Here is a 2678-nt window from a genome sequence, read left to right on the forward strand (position 1 = left end):
GGCCCAACCCTGCCGACAATTTTGYGAAAAATGAGCCCACAGGACGACATCAAGCTGCTGCGCATCAACTACCTGCGCGGTCCCAACATCTGGACCTATCGGCCCGTGCTGGAAGTCTGGCTGGACCTCGGCAGCCTCGAAGACTTCCCCTCCAACCTGTTGCCGGGCTTCAATGACCGCCTGGTCGCCCTGTTGCCGGCCCTCGTCGAACACCACTGCGGCGTSGGCGAGCGCGGCGGCTTCATCCAGCGCCTGMTSGAAGGCACCTGGKCCGGCCATGTGMTGGAGCAYGTGGTMATCGAGCTGCTSAACCTTTCCGACATGCCGACCGGCTTCGGCCAGACGCGCAGCACCTCCCAGCGCGGCGTTTACCGCATGGTGTTCCGTGCCCGCGACGAGCAGGTGGCCCGCACCGCGCTGGCCGAAGGCCACCGCCTGTTGATGGCCGCCATCAACGGCACAGACTACGGCCAGGCCGGCGTGCAGTCTGCCGTCGAGAAAATCCGGACCAAGGTGGACGACTGCTATCTCGGCCCCAGCACGGCCTCCATCGTGGCCGCGGCCACCGACCGCCGCATTCCCCATATCCGGCTGAACGACGGCAACCTGGTGCAACTGGGTTACGGCGCCAGCCAGCGCCGCATCTGGACGGCCGAAACCGACCTCACCAGCGCCATCGCCGAAGGCATCGCCCACGACAAGGACCTCACCAAAAGCCTGCTGGCCACCTGCGGCGTGCCGGTACCTGAAGGCCAGATCGTCGCCACAGCCGAAGAAGCCTGGGAAGCGGCCGAAGACATCGGCCTGCCGGTCGTCGTCAAGCCGTCCGACGGCAACCATGGCCGTGGCGTGTCGCTGGACCTCAAAACACGGGCAGAAGTCGAAGGCGCGTTTGAAGTTGCGGCACGGCATGGCAGCGAAGTCATGGTCGAGCGTTTTGTGCGCGGCAACGAGCACCGCCTGCTGGTGGTCGGCGGCCGTGTGGTCGCCGCCGCGCGCGGCGAAGCCGCCTGGGTCACCGGCGACGGCACCTCCACCGTCTCACAGTTGGTAGACGCACAGCTCAACACCGACCCGCGCCGCGGCGTCGGTGAAGACTTCCCGCTGGGCCGCATCAACACCGCCAGCGACGGCGCCATCATTCTTGATCTGCAGCGCCAGGGCCTGAGCCCCGAAGCCATACCGGCCGTTGGCCGCGAGGTGCTGATCCAGCGCAACGGCAATGTRGCCATCGACTGCACCGACCAGGTTCATCCTGACGTTGATCACATCGTGTCGCTGGCCGCGCGCGTGGTGGGCCTGGACATCGCCGGGGTCGATGTGGTGGCGCAAGACATCTCGCGCCCGTTGCACGAGCAAGGCGGCGCCATCGTTGAAGTGAACGCCGGCCCAGGCCTCCTCATGCACCTCAAACCGGCCGAAGGCGCGCCGCGCCCGGTGGGCCGTGCCATCTGCGACCACCTTTTCCCCGCCACCGACTCCGACAGCCCTGACGGCCGCATTCCCATCGTCGGCATTGCCGGCTCCAGCGACAACCAGCGCGTGGCGCGTCTGGTGGCCTGGCTGCTGCACCTGTCGGGCCGGCACACCGGCCTGGCCTGCCAGGGTGGGTTGTTCCTGGACCAGCGCTGTGTGGACGCATCCAACTGCGCCAACTGGGAAGCCGGCCAGCGCCTGCTGATCAACCGCGCCGTGCAGGCAGCGGTGTTTGAAAACGGCGCCGGCACCATCCTGCTCACCGGCCTGCCCTATGACAAATGCCAGGTGGGTGTCGTCACGGACCTGGGCGGCGCCGAAGGCCTGGCTGAATTCGACATCACCGAAGCCGACCAGATGTACAAGGTGATGCGCTCGCAGGTCGATGTGGTGCTGCCCGGCGGCGCCGCCGTGCTCAATGCCGCAGATCACCGCATCGCCGAAATGCAGGAGCTTTGCGACGGCGAAGTCATTTTCTACAGCACCGACCCCGAGACCCCGGCCATTGCGGCGCATTGCGCCAAAGGCGGCCGTGCGCTCTACCTGCGCCAGGACCAGGTCGTGCTGGCCACCGGCGCCAGCGAGGCTTTTTTGCCGGGCCTCGGCAAGCTTGCCGCCTGGCGCGAACGCCGTGGACTGTCCGAGGGTGGACTGCTGGCCGCCGTGGGCGCCGCCTGGGCGCTGGGCATCCCCCTCAATTTGATAGGCGCCGGCATGGAAGCCTTTGAAACCACCCCTAAAACCGCCGGGAGTGCCGAGTAATGGAAGTGTCCCGTATCCGGGCCCTGCGCGGGCCCAACCTCTGGAGCCGCCACACAGCGCTCGAAGCCATCGTTGCCTGCACTGCGGTGGAGTGCAATATCACGGGTCTGCCAGGCTTTGAGCCGCGCGTGCGCTCGCTGTTCCCCGAGATGGGCGCCTTCCGGCAGACCGGCCACGCAGGCCCCGTCTCACTGGCCCATGTGCTTGAAGCCGCCGCGCTGGCGCTGCAGACGGCTGCCGGTTGCCCCCTCACCTTCAGCCATACCGCCTCTACTGTTGAAGCCGGCACCTACCAGGTCGTGGTCGAGTACAGCGAAGAAACCGTCGGCCGGCTGGCGTTTGAGCTGGCGCAAGCATTGATCCACGCCGCCCTGCGCGACACCGCGTTTGACCTGGACGCCGCGATTGCCCAACTGCGCGCGCTCGACGAAGACGAACGC

At 67.1% G+C, this 2678-nt stretch carries 2 protein-coding genes; both read left to right on the forward strand.

The features are described from left to right. Window positions 1–30: 30 nt before the first annotated feature. A complete protein-coding gene (locus AC1DWI_RS19210; protein WP_477725472.1) occupies window positions 31–2238 on the forward strand; it encodes a cyanophycin synthetase in 2208 nt (735 codons plus the stop codon). After that, the coding region (locus tag AC1DWI_RS19215) for a cyanophycin synthetase family protein (protein ID WP_477725471.1) at window positions 2238–2678 on the forward strand (441 nt) is incomplete at its 3' end. The genes AC1DWI_RS19210 and AC1DWI_RS19215, both read left to right, overlap by 1 nt.

Source organism: Polaromonas sp. P3_C2 (genome assembly GCF_056402675.1).